Source organism: Streptomyces sp. NBC_00569, assembly GCF_036345255.1.
GTDB lineage: Bacteria > Actinomycetota > Actinomycetes > Streptomycetales > Streptomycetaceae > Streptomyces.
Map to the genome: position 1 here is coordinate 7,107,244 of NZ_CP107783.1, position 15,751 is coordinate 7,122,994.

At 69.9% G+C, this 15,751-nt stretch carries 14 protein-coding genes; all 14 read left to right on the forward strand.

The window, feature by feature from the left end; all coding sequences use genetic code 11:
* Nucleotides 1–25: 25 nt before the first annotated feature.
* The 14 genes from OHO83_RS31935 to OHO83_RS32000 all read left to right on the forward strand — a co-directional run bounded on the left by OHO83_RS31935 (nucleotide 26) and on the right by OHO83_RS32000 (nucleotide 15,747).
* Complete coding sequence (locus OHO83_RS31935; RefSeq protein WP_330280088.1) at nucleotides 26–550, forward strand: septum formation initiator family protein; 525 nt, start codon at nucleotides 26–28, stop codon at nucleotides 548–550.
* A gap of 4 nt (nucleotides 551–554) precedes the next feature.
* Entirely contained in the window at nucleotides 555–2,534 is a 1,980-nt protein-coding gene (locus tag OHO83_RS31940) for a peptidoglycan D,D-transpeptidase FtsI family protein (protein ID WP_266669638.1), read from the forward strand.
* Nucleotides 2,535–2,565: 31 nt separating this feature from the next.
* Nucleotides 2,566–4,230, forward strand: a complete 1,665-nt coding sequence (locus tag OHO83_RS31945; RefSeq protein ID WP_266669636.1) for a UDP-N-acetylmuramoyl-L-alanyl-D-glutamate--2,6-diaminopimelate ligase — start codon at nucleotides 2,566–2,568, stop codon at nucleotides 4,228–4,230.
* 4 nt (nucleotides 4,231–4,234) lie between these two features.
* Nucleotides 4,235–5,647, forward strand: a complete 1,413-nt coding sequence (locus tag OHO83_RS31950; protein WP_329435580.1) for a UDP-N-acetylmuramoyl-tripeptide--D-alanyl-D-alanine ligase — start codon at nucleotides 4,235–4,237, stop codon at nucleotides 5,645–5,647.
* Nucleotides 5,644–6,717, forward strand: coding sequence for a phospho-N-acetylmuramoyl-pentapeptide-transferase (gene mraY, locus OHO83_RS31955; protein ID WP_100592220.1), 1,074 nt, complete (start codon nucleotides 5,644–5,646; stop codon nucleotides 6,715–6,717). Before OHO83_RS31950 ends, mraY begins: the two co-directional genes overlap by 4 nt.
* A complete protein-coding gene (murD, locus tag OHO83_RS31960; protein WP_329435581.1) occupies nucleotides 6,699–8,147 on the forward strand; it encodes a UDP-N-acetylmuramoyl-L-alanine--D-glutamate ligase in 1,449 nt (482 codons plus the stop codon). The genes mraY and murD overlap by 19 nt, the downstream gene beginning before the upstream one ends.
* A gap of 87 nt (nucleotides 8,148–8,234) precedes the next feature.
* The gene (gene ftsW, locus OHO83_RS31965) at nucleotides 8,235–9,548 is read left to right on the forward strand and encodes a putative lipid II flippase FtsW (protein ID WP_330280089.1); all 1,314 of its coding nucleotides are present in this window, start codon (nucleotides 8,235–8,237) and stop codon (nucleotides 9,546–9,548) included.
* Between the two features lie 6 nt (nucleotides 9,549–9,554).
* Nucleotides 9,555–10,649: an undecaprenyldiphospho-muramoylpentapeptide beta-N-acetylglucosaminyltransferase gene (murG, locus tag OHO83_RS31970; RefSeq protein ID WP_266565226.1), complete on the forward strand. Its 1,095-nt coding sequence runs from the start codon at nucleotides 9,555–9,557 to the stop codon at nucleotides 10,647–10,649.
* A 139-nt stretch (nucleotides 10,650–10,788) separates the two neighbouring features.
* Nucleotides 10,789–11,631 (forward strand): cell division protein FtsQ/DivIB, encoded by an 843-nt coding sequence (locus tag OHO83_RS31975; RefSeq protein ID WP_330280090.1) that lies wholly within the window; start codon nucleotides 10,789–10,791, stop codon nucleotides 11,629–11,631.
* A 285-nt stretch (nucleotides 11,632–11,916) separates the two neighbouring features.
* Nucleotides 11,917–13,128: a cell division protein FtsZ gene (ftsZ, locus tag OHO83_RS31980; RefSeq protein WP_266669624.1), complete on the forward strand. Its 1,212-nt coding sequence runs from the start codon at nucleotides 11,917–11,919 to the stop codon at nucleotides 13,126–13,128.
* Nucleotides 13,129–13,163: 35 nt separating this feature from the next.
* The gene (pgeF, locus tag OHO83_RS31985) at nucleotides 13,164–13,895 is read left to right on the forward strand and encodes a peptidoglycan editing factor PgeF (RefSeq protein WP_266669622.1); all 732 of its coding nucleotides are present in this window, start codon (nucleotides 13,164–13,166) and stop codon (nucleotides 13,893–13,895) included.
* 6 nt (nucleotides 13,896–13,901) lie between these two features.
* Nucleotides 13,902–14,621 (forward strand): YggS family pyridoxal phosphate-dependent enzyme, encoded by a 720-nt coding sequence (locus OHO83_RS31990; RefSeq protein ID WP_329435584.1) that lies wholly within the window; start codon nucleotides 13,902–13,904, stop codon nucleotides 14,619–14,621.
* A gap of 127 nt (nucleotides 14,622–14,748) precedes the next feature.
* Nucleotides 14,749–15,387 carry a cell division protein SepF gene (locus tag OHO83_RS31995; protein WP_127832995.1) on the forward strand — a complete coding sequence of 213 codons (639 nt, stop codon included), beginning with the start codon at nucleotides 14,749–14,751 and terminating at the stop codon, nucleotides 15,385–15,387.
* A 75-nt stretch (nucleotides 15,388–15,462) separates the two neighbouring features.
* Complete coding sequence (locus OHO83_RS32000; protein WP_033318070.1) at nucleotides 15,463–15,747, forward strand: YggT family protein; 285 nt, start codon at nucleotides 15,463–15,465, stop codon at nucleotides 15,745–15,747.
* Nucleotides 15,748–15,751 lie beyond the last annotated feature (4 nt).

Sequence of the window (15,751 nt, forward strand, 5' to 3'; positions counted from 1 at the left end):
GTTCCGGGCGCGCGAGGAGGGGTCGATGAGTCCCAGGGGCGAACTGCGGGGGAGGGCCGCGCGACTCGCGCGGCTGCTGCCCGCGGGATCCGCGGGCGCAGGCCGGGCGGCCCGCACACCGTTCGTGCTCCTCGTCGTGCTCCTGCTCGGCGGCGGGCTGATCACGCTCCTGATGCTGAACTCGGCGCTCAACGAAGGGTCGTTCAGGCTGAACGACCTCAAGAAGCAGACGACCGACCTCACCGAGGACGAGCAGGCGCTCCAGCGCGACGTCGACGCCTACGCAGCCCCCGACGCCCTGCAGCGCCGCGCCAGGGAGCTCGGCATGGTCCCCGGCGGCGACCCGGCCTTCCTCAACCCCGACGGCACCGTGCGCGGCGTCCCCGGCGCGGCCACCGCCCCCTCCACCCTGTGGCGGCCCGCGCCGCCCCCGCCCGAGGTCGCGGGCACGCCCGCGAGCCCCTCGCCGACCCCGCCCGCGACCCCCAAGGCCACGCCGAATCCCACGTCCTCGCAGGTGAAACCCGCGCCCTCGACCTCCGGCAGGTGACGGAATGACCGACAGGGAGCCCCCGCGACGCCGGGTCCCAGCCCCCGCGAGGCCCGCGAGGAACGGCCGCCCCGCCGCCTCCCGGCGCCCGAACCCCGGCCCCAGGCGCCCGCGTCCCGCCCCCGTCAAGGCGCCCGCCGCCCTGCGCCTCGGCAGTCCACGCCCCCGGCTGCGCATGGTCAGCCTCGGCCTCACCCTCGTCCTCATCGCCTTTGTCGTACGCCTGCTCCAGGTCCAGGCCGTCGACGCCAGCGCGTACGCGGCCAAGGCCGAACAGCACCGGTACGTCGAGCACGTCCTCGCGGCCGAGCGCGGCGGGATCACGGACCGCAGCGGGGTCGCGCTCGCCACCAGCGTGGACGCGTACGACATCACGGCCGACCCCACGATGTTCCGGCCTGCGGACACCGCGGCCGTCAAGAACTCTTCGGCCCCGGTGGTGCCGCGGGACGCGCCCGAGCAGGCCGCGGCGCTGCTCGCCCCGATCCTCGGCATGGACGCCGACGTGGTCGCGAAGAAGCTGCGGACCCCCAGGACGCGTTACGTCCTGCTGGCCCGCCGCCAGACCCCCCAGGTCTGGAAGCAGATCAAGGACCTCAAAAGCACGCTGTCCGAGAAGGCGGACCGGGAGAAGTCGGCGAGCGTCATCGCCGGAGTCTTTGCCGACCCCAGCAGCAAGCGCGTGTACCCGAACGGCGATCTGGCCGCCGGGATACTGGGCTGGGTCAACGCCGACGGCAAGGGCGGCGGCGGTATCGAGCAGCAGCTGAACAAGGATCTGGCGGGCAAGCCCGGCAAGATCAAGTACGCCCAGTCCGGCGGCCGTCAGGTGCCCACGGCCGGCAGCAACGAGCAGCCCGCCGTGCCCGGTTCGGAGATCGAGCTCACCATCGACCGCGACATCCAGTGGGCCGCGCAGAAGGCCATCACCGACCAGGTGAAGAAGTCCGGGGCGGACCGCGGCTACGTGATGGTGCAGGACACCAGGACCGGCGAGGTCCTGGCGATGGCCAACGCGCCCGGCTTCGACCCCAACGACCTCTCGCAGGCCAACTCCACCGCCATGGGCAACGCCGCGCTCCAGGACGCGTACGAGCCCGGCTCCACCGCGAAGGTCATGTCGATGGCCGCCGTCCTGGAGGAGAACGCAGCAACTCCCGACACGCATGTCACGGTGCCCAACCGGCTGCACCGGGGCGACCGGCTCTTCCAGGACGACATCGACCACGCCACCTGGTATCTCACGCTGAACGGCGTGCTCGCCAAGTCCAGCAACATCGGCACCATCCTGGCGGCGGGCCAGCTCGGCAAGACCCAGCCCCAGGCCAACCAGGTGCTCTCGTCGTACCTGCGCAAGTTCGGCATCGGCCGCCCCACCGGGCTCGGCTTCCCGGGGGAGACCCCGGGCATCCTGGCCCCCGCCGACAAGTGGTCGACCTCGCAGCAGTACACGATCCCTTTCGGCCAGGGTTTCTCCATCAACGCGATGCAGGCCGCCTCCGTCTACTCGACCATCGCCAACGGCGGCGTACGCGTGGAGCCCACCCTCGTACGCGGCACCAAGGGACCCGACGGCAGGTTCACCCCGGCCCCGAGGCCCGAGGAGAACCGGGTCGTCAGCGCGAAGACGGCCAAGAAGGTCGCGCAGATGCTCGAGTCCGTCGTGGACGACGAGGAGGGCACCGGCGCCAAGGCGCGCATCCCCGGCTACCGCGTCGCCGGCAAGACCGGCACCGCCAACCGAGTCGATCCGGCCACCGGCAGGTATAAGGGGTACACGTCGTCGTTCGCCGGTTTCGCCCCCGCCGACAAGCCCCGCGTCACCGTCTACTGCGCGATCCAGAACGCCACCAAGGGCAGCTACTTCGGCGGCCAGATCTGTGGCCCCATCTACAAGCAGGTCATGGAGTTCGCCCTCAAGACGCTCCAGGTGCCGCCCACCGGCGCCGCGCCCGCCCGGCTGCCCGTCAGCTACCAGCCCTGATCCGAGCCCCGAGAGTGACCAGGTACAGCCCGTGACAACGATCACCCCGAACCCCGGGAACCAGCCCGCGCCACGCCCCTCGCTTCGCTCCATGGGGGGTGAGCCCGGTACGCTCACCGCCGTGCCACAAGCTGATCAGTCCCAAAACCCCCAGACGGGCGTTCCCGTGACATATCCGGGACCGCCGCGACCGGTGCAGGTCACCGCGACACGACTTGCCGATCTCGCAGATCAGCTGGGTGTCCCCGCGCTCCAGGAGCCCTCGGCGTCGACGGGGAGCACCGGCATCACGCACGACTCGCGCGCCGTGCGCCCCGGCGACATCTACGCGGCCCTGCCCGGCGCCCGCTTCCACGGCGCCGACTTCGCCGCCCAGGCCGCGAGCCTCGGCGCCGTCGCCGCCCTCACCGACCCGTCGGGCGCCGAACGCGTCGCGGCGGCCGGTCTGCCGGCCCTCGTCGTGGAGAACCCGCGCGGCCGGATGGGAGAGCTGGCGGCCACGATCTACGGCCACCCCGGCCGCGATCTGCTCCAGATCGGCATCACGGGCACGTCCGGCAAGACCACGACGGCCTACCTCATCGAGGGCGGGCTGCGCACGATGCACAGCACCGGACTCATCGGCACCGTCGAGATGCGCATCGGCGACGAGCGCATCAAGTCGGAGCGCACCACCCCCGAAGCCACCGACCTCCAGGCGCTGTTCGCGGTGATGCGCGAGCGCGGTGTGGACGCGGTCGCGATGGAGGTCTCCAGTCACGCCCTCGTGCTCGGCCGGGTCGACGGCTGCGTCTTCGACGTGGCGGTCTTCAACAACCTCAGCCCGGAACACATGGAGTTCCACTCCGACATGGAGGACTACTTCCGGGCCAAGGCACAGCTGTTCACGCGCGCACGCAGCAAACAGGGCGTCGTGAACTACGACGACGAGTACGGCCGCCGGCTCATCGCCGAGTCCGAAGTGCCCGTCGTGACCTTCTCCGCCGAGGGCCACCCGGACGCCGACTGGCGCGCCGAGGACGTCGAGGTCGGCCCCTTCGACTCCACCTTCGTGGCCATCGGCCCCAAGGGCGAGCGGATCACCGCCAAGTCCCCGCTGGCCGGGCCGTTCAACGTGGCCAACGCGCTCTCCGCGATCGTCGCGCTCGCCGTCGCGGGCGTCGACCCGCAGCAGGCCGCGGACGGGGTCGCCGCGGTGCCGGGCGTCCCCGGCCGCCTGGAGCGCGTCGACGCGGGCCAGCCCTACCTCGCCGTCGTCGACTACGCGCACAAGACCGACGCCGTCGAGTCCGTGCTGCGCGCGCTGCGCAAGGTGACCGAGAACAAGCTCCACATCGTGCTCGGCTGCGGCGGCGACCGTGACACCACCAAGCGGATGCCGATGGGCGCCGCCGCCGCCCGGCTCGCCGACACCGCCGTACTGACATCGGACAACCCCCGCTCCGAGGACCCCCTCGCGATCCTCGCCACGATGCTCGCGGGTGCCGCCGAGGTGCCTGCCCACGAGCGCGCCGAGGTCCAGGTCTTCGAGGACAGGGCGGCGGCCATCGCCGCCGTGGTCGCCCGCGCACAGCCGGGCGACACCGTCCTCGTCGCGGGCAAGGGCCACGAGCAGGGTCAGGACATCGCCGGGGTGGTGCGTCCCTTCGACGACCGCCTGGTGCTTCGCGAAGCTATCCAGCAAACCCAGGGATGAAGTTGTGATCGCCCTCTCCCTCGCCGAGATCGCCACAGCCGTCGGCGGGCAGACGTACGACATACCGGATCCGTCGGTCCGGGTGACCGGACCGGTCGTCATCGACTCCCGGAAGGTCACGGACGGCAGCCTGTTCGCCGCCTTCGTCGGCGAACGCGTCGACGGCCACGACTACGCGGCCGCGGTGGTGGACGCAGGAGCCGCCGCCGTACTCGCCTCGCGCCCGGTCGGGGTGCCCGCCATCGTTGTCGACGACGTGCAGGCCGCCCTCGGCGCGCTGGCGCGCACCGTCGTCGAACGGCTCGGTGCCACCCTCGTCGCGCTCACCGGCTCCGCCGGCAAGACCAGCACCAAGGACCTGATCGCCCAGGTCCTGCGCAGCAAGGCGCCCACGGTCTTCACGCCGGGCTCGTTCAACAACGAGATCGGCCTGCCGCTGACCGCGCTGAGCGCCACCGACGAAACCCGCTACCTCGTCCTGGAGATGGGCGCGCGCGGCAAGGGCCACATCCGGTACCTCACCGGCCTGACCCCGCCGAGGATCGGCGTCGTCCTCAACGTCGGCACCGCGCACATCGGCGAGTTCGGCGGCCGCGAGCAGATCGCCGAGGCCAAGGGCGAGCTGGTCGAGAGCCTGCCGGCCGACGGCACCGCGATCCTCAACGCGGACGACCCCCTGGTCCGCGCGATGGCCTCCCGCACCAAGGCGAGGGTGCTGCTCTTCGGAGAGGCCGCCGACGCCGACGTGCGCGCCGAGAATGTCCGTCTCACGGAGAACGGACAGCCTTCCTTCAGCCTTCGCACACCCTCCGGGTGCAGCGACGTGACCTTGCGCCTGTACGGTGAGCACCACGTGTCGAACGCGCTCGCCGCGGCCGCCGTCGCCCATGACCTTGGCATGTCCGTGGAGGAGATCGCCCTCGCGCTCTCCGAGGCGGGCACACTGTCCCGCTGGCGTATGGAGGTCACCGAGCGCCCGGACGGCGTGACAGTCGTCAACGACGCCTACAACGCGAACCCCGAGTCCATGCGAGCCGCTCTGCGAGCGCTCGCAGCGATGGGCAGAGGGCGCCGTACATGGGCGGTGCTCGGTCATATGGCCGAGCTCGGGGACGAGGCGCTGTCCGAGCACGACGCGGTCGGACGGCTTGCCGTCCGGCTCAACGTCAGCAAGCTCGTGGCAGTCGGGGGCAGGGAAGCGTCCTGGCTGCAACTGGGCGCCTATAACGAGGGTTCGTGGGGTGAGGAGTCGGTGCACGTGTCCGACGCACAGGCGGCTGTCGATCTGTTGCGCAGCGAGCTGCGCCCGGGTGACGTCGTGCTCGTGAAGGCCTCCAGGTCGGTTGGCCTGGAGAGCGTCGCGCAGGCGCTGCTCGCCGTCGACGGCGACAACGTGGGCGAGGTTGCTGCCCGATGATGAAGCAGATCCTCTTCGCGGGTGTGATCGGGCTCTTCCTGACCCTGATCGGGACGCCCCTGCTGATCAAGCTCCTTGCGCGCAAGGGCTATGGCCAGTACATCCGTGACGACGGCCCGCGCGAGCACCACGCCAAGCGCGGTACGCCGACGATGGGTGGTATCGCCTTCATCCTGGCGACGTTCATCGCGTACTTCATGAGCAAGATCATCACCGGTGCCGCGCCGACCCTGTCGGGCCTGCTGGTGCTCGGTCTGATGGGCGGCATGGGCCTGGTCGGCTTCCTCGACGACTACATCAAGATCGTCAAGCGCCGCTCGCTCGGCCTGCGGGCCAAGGCGAAGATGGCCGGACAGCTGACCGTCGGTATCGCCTTCGCGGTGCTCTCGCTCCAGTTCGCCGACAACCGCGGCAACACCCCGGCCTCCACGAAGCTCTCCTTCGTGCAGGACTTCGGCTGGACGATCGGCCCGGTCCTGTTCGTGGTGTGGGCGCTGTTCATGATTCTCGCGATGTCGAACGGCGTGAACCTCACGGACGGCCTCGACGGCCTCGCCACCGGCGCCTCCGTGATGGTCTTCGGCGCGTACACCTTCATCGGTGTCTGGCAGTTCCAGGAGTCCTGCGCCAACGCGCAGACCCTCACCAACCCCGCCGCCTGTTTCGAGGTCAGAGACCCACTCGACCTGGCGGTCGTCGCGTCGGCCCTGATGGGCGCCTGCTTCGGCTTCCTGTGGTGGAACACCTCGCCCGCGAAGATCTTCATGGGTGACACCGGCTCCCTCGCGCTCGGCGGCGCTCTCGCGGGTCTGGCCATCTGCTCCCGCACGGAGTTCCTGCTCGCCCTGCTCGGCGGCCTGTTCGTCCTGATCACCATGTCCGTGGTCATCCAGGTCGGCTCCTTCCGGCTCACCGGTAAGCGCGTCTTCCGCATGGCGCCACTGCAACACCACTTCGAACTCAAGGGCTGGTCCGAAGTCCTTGTGGTGGTCCGCTTCTGGATCATCCAGGGCATGTGCGTGATCGTCGGACTCGGCCTCTTCTACGCGGGATGGGCAGCCGACAAGTGACCATTGCGTCCGACTGGCAGAACAAGCGAGTCACCGTCGCCGGTCTCGGCGTGAGCGGCATCAGCGCCGCCCGCGCCCTGGCCGGCCTCGGCGCGTCGGTCACGGTCGTGGACGGCGGCGACGGCGAGACGCACCGCGCCAGGGCGGCCGAGCTCGCGCAGCTCGGCGTCGCGGCCCGTCTCGGGGACGCCGAGACGCTCCCCGAAGGCACCGAACTCGTCGTCACGTCACCGGGCTGGAAGCCCTCGTCCCCGCTCTTCGCGGCGGCGGCCGAGGCGGGCGTGGACGTGGTCGGGGACGTGGAGATCGCCTGGCTCCTGCGCGGCCCCGGCGCCGCGCCCTGGCTCGCCATCACGGGCACCAACGGCAAGACCACCACCACGCAGATGCTCGCGTCGATCCTGGAGGCGGCGGGCCTGCGCACGGCGGCCGTCGGCAACATCGGTACGCCGATCATCGACGTCGTGCTCGAAGGCGACGACGCGTACGACGTGTTCGCCGTCGAGCTCTCCTCGTACCAGCTGCACTGGGCGCCCTCGCTGCGCGCCCACTCCGCGGCGGTCCTCAACCTCGCGCCCGACCACCTCGACTGGCACGGCTCCATGGAGGCGTACGCCGCCGACAAGGGCCGTATCTACGAGGGCAATCAGGTCGCCTGCGTCTACAACGTCGATGCCACCGACAAGCCGTCGACCGAGGACCTGGTCCGCGAGGCCGACGTCGAGGAGGGCTGCCGCGCGATCGGCTTCACCCTCGGCACGCCCGGCCCCTCCCAACTCGGCGTCGTGGACGGCATCCTGGTCGACCGGGCCTTCGTAGACAACCGGCACAAGAACGCCCAGGAGCTCGCCGAGGTCGCGGACGTCAACCCGCCCGCCCCGCACAACATCGCCAACGCCCTCGCGGCCGCCGCGCTCGCGCGCGCCTTCGGCGTCGAGCCCGCCGCCGTACGCGACGGACTGCGCGCCTTCACGCCCGACGCGCACCGCATCGCGCACGTCGCCGACGTCGACGCGGTCGCGTACGTCGACGACTCCAAGGCGACCAACACCCATGCCGCGGAAGCCTCCTTGGCCGCCTACGAGTCGATCGTGTGGATCGCGGGAGGGCTCGCCAAGGGCGCGGCCTTCGACGAGCTCGTCACCAAGTCGGCGAAGCGGCTTCGCGGGGTCGTCCTGTTCGGCCAGGACCGCGCGCTGATCCGGGAAGCCCTCGCGCGACACGCCCCTGACGTCCCGGTGGTCGACCTCGACCGGACCGACACTGGGGCGATGTCGCAGGCGGTCCAGGAGGCCGCGCGGCTCGCCCGGCCGGGGGACACCGTGCTGATGGCCCCGGCCTGTGCGTCGATGGACATGTTCACCAACTACAACAAGCGTGGCGACGCGTTCGCGGAAGCGGTCCGCGAACTCGGCTCCACGAGCGTCTGACGGGGGCCTTCGGGTGCCCGGTGACGCCGGGCACCCTCGGGAGGGGATCGTGGCAGCGTCATCGTCGTACAGCGGTGGGGTGCGCTGATGCCCGGCAGCAGCGCGCGGGCGGCCCGGCGGCCCCCAGCGGCGCGTCCCCCGAAGAAACCGGTCAGGCCGGCCCGCGTCAGCCCCGTACGGCGCCTCTACACCCGGGCTCGCCGCGCCTGGGACCGCCCTCTGACCGCGTACTACCTCATCCTCGGCTCCAGCCTCCTGATCACCGTGCTCGGCCTGGTGATGGTCTACTCGGCCTCGATGATCACGGCGCTGCAGAACGGGCTGCCCAGCTCGTACTACTTCCGCAAGCAGTTCCTCGCGGCGACGATCGGCGGGGCGCTCCTGTTCGCGGCCATGCGGATGCCGGTGAAGCTGCACCGCGCGCTGGCCTACCCGCTGCTCGCCGTCAGCGTCTTCCTGATGGTCCTCGTGCAGGTGCCGGGGATAGGAGTCTCCATCGGGGGCAACCAGAACTGGATCTCGCTGGGCGGCCCTTTCATGCTCCAGCCCAGCGAGTTCGGGAAGCTGGCCCTCGTCCTGTGGGGCGCCGACCTCATGGCACGCAAGCACGACAAGCGGCTGCTGACCCAGTGGAAACACATGCTGGTGCCGCTCGTCCCGGTGGCCTTCCTGCTGCTCGGACTGATCATGCTCGGCGGCGACATGGGCACGGCGATCCTGCTCACCGCCATCCTCTTCGGACTGCTCTGGCTGGCCGGGGCGCCCACCCGGCTGTTCGTCGGCGTGCTCTCCGTCGCGGCCGCCATCGGCGCCTTCCTCATCAAGACCAGCCCCAACCGCATGGCACGCCTGTCCTGCCTCGGCTCCACCGACGCGGGCCCCGACGACATCTGCTGGCAGGGACTGCACGGCATCTACGCCCTCGCCTCGGGCGGATTCTTCGGATCCGGACTCGGGGCGAGTGTGGAAAAATGGGGCCAACTACCCGAAGCACACACCGACTTCATCTTCGCCATCACCGGTGAGGAACTGGGCCTTGCGGGGACGCTGTCGGTGCTCGCCCTGTACGCGGCTCTAGGCTATGCGGGTATCCGCGTGGCCGGACGCACGGAGGACCCCTTCGTGAGGTACGCCGCGGGTGGCGTGACCACCTGGATCACGGCCCAGGCCGTGGTCAACCTCGGTGCGGTGCTCGGTCTCCTGCCGATCGCCGGTGTCCCGCTCCCGCTGTTCTCGTACGGGGGGTCAGCGTTGCTGCCGACCATGTTCGCCGTAGGGCTTCTGATCGCGTTCGCGCGGGACGAACCCGCGGCGCGGGCGGCCCTGGCCATGCGGCAGCCTCGGATGAGATGGAACACGATGCGACGGCGCGCCACGGCGCGTACGTCCGGAGAGCGGTGAATTTCGGTGCATGTCGTACTCGCCGGCGGGGGGACCGCCGGCCACATCGAGCCCGCGCTCGCCCTCGCGGACGCCCTGCGCAGGCAGGACCCGACCGTGGGCATCACGGCCCTCGGTACGGAGAAGGGGCTCGAGACGCGGCTCGTACCCGAGCGCGGATACGAACTCGCGCTGATCCCCGCTGTACCGCTGCCGCGCAAGCCAACCCCTGAACTGATCACCGTCCCGGGCCGGCTGCGCGGCACCATCAAGGCGGCCGAGCAGATCCTGGAACGCACCAAGGCGGACTGCGTCGTGGGCTTCGGCGGGTATGTCGCCCTGCCCGGCTACCTCGCGGCCAAGCGCCTCGGTGTGCCGATCGTCGTCCACGAGGCCAACGCCCGCCCCGGACTCGCCAACAAGATCGGTTCGCGCTACGCCGCGGGCGTCGCGGTCTCCACGCCCGACAGCAAGCTGCGCGGCGCCCGTTACGTGGGCATCCCGCTGCGCCGCACCATCGCCACGCTCGACCGGGCGCGTGTACGGCCCGAGGCGCGCGCCGCCTTCGGCCTCGACCCGAACCTTCCGACGCTGCTCGTCTCCGGCGGTTCCCAGGGCGCGCGCCGCCTCAACGAGGTCGTCCAGCGGGTCGCTCCGCTGCTCCAGCAGTCCGGCATCCAGATCCTGCACGTCGTCGGCCCCAAGAACGAACTGCCGCACGTCCAGCAGATGCCGGGGATGCCCCCGTACATCCCGGTACCGTACGTGGACCGGATGGACCTCGCGTACGCCGCGGCCGACATGATGCTCTGCCGCGCGGGCGCGATGACCGTCGCCGAACTCTCCGCCGTCGGGCTCCCCGCCGCCTACGTCCCGCTGCCCATCGGCAACGGCGAACAGCGGCTCAACGCCCAGCCGGTGGTCAAGGCCGGCGGCGGACTGCTGGTCGACGACGCGGAGCTGACGCCCGAGTGGATCATGGGCAACGTCCTGCCCGTGCTCGGCGACCCGCACCGGCTGTACGAGATGTCCCGCGCCGCCTCCGAGTTCGGCCGCCGGGACGCCGACGAGCTGCTCGTCGGCATGGTGCGTGAGGCGATCGCCTCACGCCACCGCCAATAACACACCGGCGAGTGAGGCGAAGGGGCGTGCCGGTGTCGAGAGGTCGAGCGCGCGGAGGTCCGATGGGCTGAGCGCGCCCGGGCCCCCGACACCGGCCGAGGCGCCCCCGAGGTGAACCGAGCCAGGACAGGGAGTGCGCGTGGCCGGACCGACGACCGCAGACCGCGGTGAGCGGCACAAGCCGAAGTCCGGCCCGCCCCGGCCCCCTCGTGGCCGCCGCCTGCGCCTGCCGCGCCCGCCCGTCCTGATCGTGACCGGGGTCGTGCTCCTGCTCGGCGCCGCCACCGTCTGGCTCCTGTACGGCTCTCAGTGGCTGAGGGTGGAGCGCGTCACGACCTCGGGGACCGGGGTTCTGACGCCCGCTCAAGTGCGGGCGGCCGCCGCCGTTCCGGTCGGCGCCCCGCTGATTTCCGTCGACACGGGCGACATTGAGGACCGACTTCGCCGGAAATTGCCCCGGATCGACTCGGTCGAGGTCATGCGTTCCTGGCCGCACGGAATCGGATTGAAAGTGACCGAACGCGAGTCGGTCCTGATTGTCGAAAACGGCGCAAACGGTAAAAACAGCGACAATCGCGAAGGCGGCGCCAACGCGGGCAAGTTCGTCGAAATTGACGCCAAGGGTGTCCGTTTCGCGACCGTACAGAAGGCCCCTCGCGGCGTTCCCCGACTGGAATTGACGCCGGATCAGTCGGGCGCCGCCGCAAGCCTTCGGCGCTTCGGCTCCGACCGTCTGGTGCGCGAGGCGGTCCGCGTCGCGGGCGATCTGCCCCCGGCCGTGGCCCGTGACACCCGTGCGCTCAGGGTCCGTTCATACGACGATGTGTCTCTGGAGCTGAGCGGTGGCCGCACCGTCGCATGGGGAAGTGGTGAGAAGGGCGACACCAAGGCGACCACCCTCACCGCCCTCATGAAAGCCGCCCCGAAGGCGCGGCACTTCGACGTAAGTGTCCCCACCGCCCCTGCGTCATCGGGGAGTTGACGCACATCAGCGCAGGCCAGCACCCTGGTTGGGCACTGCTACGGCTGATCACATAGGGTGAAAAGAAAAACGGGAGGTTCGGCGTGTTCGTTGAACGTGCGCCACTTGTCGACTTAGTGTCCTGTTCGGAAGAGTCCAGGGAACAGACACACTGGTAACCCTAAACTTCAGCGTTAGGGTTCGGGTCGGCAGACAAGTAGTCCGGGCCGCCCCAATTCGGCATCAGTCGTCGCAACGTACCAATGCGAGGCGGCGACACGTAACTCGAGGCGAGAGGCCTTCGACGTGGCAGCACCGCAGAACTACCTCGCAGTCATCAAAGTCATCGGTGTCGGCGGCGGTGGTGTCAATGCCATCAACCGGATGATCGAGGTCGGTCTCAAGGGCGTCGAGTTCATCGCCATCAACACCGACGCGCAAGCCCTGTTGATGAGCGACGCGGACGTCAAGCTCGACGTCGGCCGTGAACTCACCCGCGGACTCGGCGCCGGAGCCAATCCGGCCGTCGGACGCAAGGCGGCCGAGGATCACCGCGAGGAGATCGAGGAGGTCCTCAAGGGGGCCGACATGGTCTTCGTCACCGCCGGCGAAGGCGGTGGCACCGGCACCGGCGGCGCACCTGTCGTCGCCAACATCGCACGCTCGCTGGGCGCCCTGACGATCGGTGTGGTCACCCGGCCGTTCACCTTCGAGGGCCGGCGCCGCGCGAACCAGGCGGAGGACGGCATCGCCGAGCTCCGCGAAGAGGTCGACACCCTCATCGTCATCCCCAACGACCGTCTCCTGTCCATCTCGGACCGGCAGGTCTCCGTCCTCGACGCCTTCAAGTCGGCCGACCAGGTCCTCCTGTCCGGTGTCCAGGGCATCACCGACCTGATCACCACGCCCGGCCTGATCAACCTCGACTTCGCCGACGTCAAGTCGGTCATGTCCGAGGCCGGTTCGGCGCTCATGGGCATCGGCTCGGCCCGCGGCGACGACCGCGCGGTGGCCGCCGCGGAGATGGCGATCTCCTCGCCGCTCCTCGAGGCCTCCATCGACGGCGCACGCGGCGTGCTGCTCTCCATCTCCGGCGGCTCCGACCTCGGTCTCTTCGAGATCAACGAGGCGGCGCAGCTGGTCAGTGAGGCGGCGCACCCCGAGGCCAACATCATCTTCGGTGCCGTCATCGACGACGCCCTGGGTGACGAGGTGCGGGTCACCGTCATCGCGGCCGGCTTCGACGGCGGACAGCCGCCGTCCAAGCGGGACAACGTGATCGGCGGCGCGTCCGCCAAGCGCGAGGAGCCGGCGCCGCGAGCCACCGAGGCCCGGCCGTCCTTCGGTAGCCTCGGCAGTGTCACCCCGCGCGACGAACCGAAGGTTCCGGAGCCCGTCGAGGCCGCCCCGGCGAACGAGACGCAGTCCGCCCCGGTCGCCCCGCCGCAGGTTCCGCCGGCCCGTCCCTACCAGGACAGCCAGGCCGAAGAGCTGGACGTGCCGGACTTCCTGAAGTGACCGGCTCAAGTGACCTGCAGAAGTGATCTCCTGAAGTGATAGGACAGCGCGACCACGTGAGCGGCGCCCACTTCGCCTTCACCGACCGGTGGGGCGGGGTGAGCGCCGCTCCGTACGAGGAGCTCAACCTCGGCGGCGCGGTCGGCGACGACCCGGCCGCCGTCCACGCCAACCGCGGCAGCGCGGCGCAGTCGCTCGGCCTCGACCCGGGGCACGTGGTCTGGATGAACCAGGTGCACGGCCCGGACGTCGCGGTGGTCGACGGACCCTGGGGGCCGGCCGCCGACATCCCGTCCGTCGACGCGATCGTCACCGCACGGCGCGGACTCGCTCTCGCGGTGCTCACCGCGGACTGCACGCCGGTCCTGCTCGCCGACCCCGTCGCGGGAATCGCCGCCGCCGCCCACGCCGGACGCCCCGGCATGGTCGCCGGAGTCGTTCCCGCGGCGGTCGAGGCGATGGTGGGGCTCGGCGCCGAGCCCGCCCGCATCGTGGCCCGCACCGGCCCCGCCGTCTGCGGGAAGTGCTACGAAGTCCCGGACGGCATGCGCGCCGAGGTGGCCGCCGTGGAACCCGCGGCGTACGCCGAAACCAGCTGGGGCACCCCTGCCGTCGATGTGACCGCCGGAGTGCATGCCCAGTTGGAGCGGCTCGGGGTGCGTGACCGGCAGCAGTCGCCGGTGTGCACCCTGGAGTCGCACGACCACTTCTCGTACCGCCGCGACCGCACCACCGGTCGGCTCGCTGGCTATGTCTGGCTGGACTGATGGGACATGACGGACCGTAAGGCTCAACTCGCAGCAAATCTGGCACAGGTGGAGGAACGCATCGCTTCGGCGTGCGCCGCCGCAGGCCGTGAGCGCGAGGAAGTGACCCTGATCGTGGTCACCAAGACGTACCCCGCGAGCGATGTGCGGATCTTGTCGGAACTCGGTGTGCGCGATGTCGCCGAGAACCGCGACCAGGACGCGGCGCCCAAGGCCGCGGAATGTGCGGATCTGCCGCTCCGGTGGCACTTTGTCGGGCAGCTGCAGACCAACAAGGTTCGCTCCGTGGTCGGTTATGCCGACGTCGTGCAGTCCGTCGACCGGTCGAAGCTCGTCACGTCACTGTCGACGGCGGCCGTGCGCGCGGAGCGTGAACTCGGCTGCCTGATCCAGGTCGCGCTCGACGCCGGGGAGAACGGGCGGGGCGAGCGCGGCGGCGTAGGGCCGGGCGGAATCGAGGAGTTGGCCGCATTTGTGGCGGACTCTCCCGGTCTGCGCCTCGACGGTCTGATGACGGTCGCTCCGCTCACCGGTCCGTACGCCGACCGCCAACAGGCCGCGTTCGAGCGGCTGATGGATTTGTCGACTGACCTGCGCCGGGCTCATCCTGCTGCGAACATGGTGTCAGCAGGGATGAGTGCGGACCTCGAACAGGCCGTGGCGGCCGGAGCGACACATGTGCGCGTCGGTACGGCGGTGCTCGGAGTCCGACCCAGGCTCGGGTAACGTCGCCAAGAAGTCGGACCACAGCAGAAAATATGGTCATTCTCGCTGATGGGCGGGGAGATCGCGTGGATCGCAGGCACTTTGGTTGACGTCAGCCGATCCACCACAGAGCGGAGGACTCAGAGCAATGGCCGGCGCGATGCGCAAGATGGCGGTCTACCTCGGCCTCGTGGAGGACGATGGGTACGACGGCCGGGGGTTCGACCCCGACGACGACTTCGAGCCTGAGCTGGACCCCGAACCCGAGCGGGACCGCAGGCGTCACGAATCGTCGCATCAGTCGCACAACACTCATCAGCCACACCAGTCCCAACGGGACGAATCGGTACGAGTGGTACAGCCTCCCGCCCAGCGCGAACCGGCTCCGCTGCCCGCGGAATCCGGACGTCCGGCGCGAATCGCCCCCGTGGCATCCATCACACCTGAACGCCAGAGCCTGGAGAAGAACGCACCGGTGATCATGCCCAAGGTTGTGTCCGAGCGGGAGCCCTACCGCATCACGACGCTGCACCCCCGGACGTACAACGAGGCCCGTACCATCGGGGAACACTTCCGTGAGGGCACTCCGGTGATCATGAATCTGACGGAGATGGATGACACCGACGCGAAGCGACTTGTCGACTTTGCCGCCGGTCTCGTCTTCGGTCTGCACGGCAGCATTGAGCGGGTGACGCAGAAGGTGTTCCTGTTGTCGCCTGCTAACGTCGATGTCACGGCAGAGGACAAGGCCCGCATCGCAGAGGGCGGGTTCTTCAATCAGAGCTGAGACGCAGCACCGGTGAAGTGCCGGTGCAGCAACTAGCCACGAGGCACGAGACACAGGGGAGAGGGAACCGCGGACATGAGCGTGGTTTTGGATGTTGTCTACATCGCGCTGATGTGTTTCCTCATCGTGCTGATCTTCCGGCTGGTCATGGACTACGTCTTCCAGTTCGCCCGCTCGTGGCAACCCGGCAAGGCGATGGTGGTCGTACTTGAGGCCACCTACACTGTCACTGATCCACCGCTCAAGCTTCTGCGGCGGTTCATTCCGCCGCTGCGTCTCGGGGGCGTGGCGCTCGACCTGTCCTTCTTCGTACTGATGATCATCGTCTACATCCTGATCTCCGTCGTGAGCCGGCTGTGAACGA

Bases quoted from the DNA above. Each gene is read 5' to 3' on its own strand.
- OHO83_RS31935 (WP_330280088.1), top strand. From the start codon at position 26: ATGAGTCCCAGGGGCGAACTGCGGGGGAGGGCCGCGCGACTCGCGCGG.
- OHO83_RS31940 (WP_266669638.1), top strand. From the start codon at position 555: ATGACCGACAGGGAGCCCCCGCGACGCCGGGTCCCAGCCCCCGCGAGG.
- mraY (WP_100592220.1), top strand. From the start codon at position 5,644: ATGATGAAGCAGATCCTCTTCGCGGGTGTGATCGGGCTCTTCCTGACC.
- murD (WP_329435581.1), top strand. From the start codon at position 6,699: ATGGGCAGCCGACAAGTGACCATTGCGTCCGACTGGCAGAACAAGCGA.
- ftsW (WP_330280089.1), top strand. From the start codon at position 8,235: ATGCCCGGCAGCAGCGCGCGGGCGGCCCGGCGGCCCCCAGCGGCGCGT.
- OHO83_RS31990 (WP_329435584.1), top strand. From the start codon at position 13,902: ATGACGGACCGTAAGGCTCAACTCGCAGCAAATCTGGCACAGGTGGAG.
- OHO83_RS31995 (WP_127832995.1), top strand. From the start codon at position 14,749: ATGGCCGGCGCGATGCGCAAGATGGCGGTCTACCTCGGCCTCGTGGAG.
- OHO83_RS32000 (WP_033318070.1), top strand. From the start codon at position 15,463: ATGAGCGTGGTTTTGGATGTTGTCTACATCGCGCTGATGTGTTTCCTC.